The sequence below is a fragment of the Brachyspira pilosicoli genome (assembly GCF_019402445.1).
Classification (GTDB): Bacteria; Spirochaetota; Brachyspiria; order Brachyspirales; family Brachyspiraceae; genus Brachyspira; species Brachyspira pilosicoli_B.
The window spans coordinates 1-529 of record NZ_SRZM01000298.1 but is presented as its reverse complement, the minus strand read 5'-3'; the positions used below and the strand labels follow the sequence as shown (position 1 = coordinate 529).

1 protein-coding gene is annotated in these 529 nt (G+C 32.1%); it reads right to left on the bottom strand.

Features of this window, described 5'->3' with window-relative positions:
* The coding region (locus E6A48_RS09425) for a hypothetical protein (protein WP_219709964.1) at positions 1-352 on the bottom strand (352 nt) is incomplete at its 3' end.
* Between the last annotated feature and the right edge of the window lie 177 nt (positions 353-529).

Below are 529 nucleotides of genomic sequence, written 5' to 3'. Positions count from 1 at the left end.
CTCGCCTCTCTAACAAAAAACTTTTTATCACCTGTGCAAACTCATTAATATCTTTTGTGCTCCATTTATCAAGTAAGCTTGTAGCTAACTCATCATTAATCCTCACATCAAGCCAAACAAATATATCATCTTCTGTGTTATTGTTTTCTTTAGCCTTTACATAATCAAGATTCTCTCTAAAAGTTGGTCTGTTAATGCTTATAATGTCTTCATCATTAAACTTACTTCCCAAAGTAGAACGGCTATATATTTTAACTGGCATAAACTCATCATTATCAGCCTCTTTATAAACCGTTTCCTCTACAATGTATCTATTAAAAAACTCTTTGCATTTAAAAATATTTTTTTGCATTTAATATACTCCTTTTATAAATAATAAAATATATTTGAATATAAAATAAACTATATATTTAAATTAAAAAATAGCCTTTTGTTTCTTTGTGGCAATACCGAAGGCACTTCCTGCGGTCGCAAAAGAAGTGGGGGTGTGTACCATACTGGCACGCTTCGCAGGGGGCTAGTCCCCACA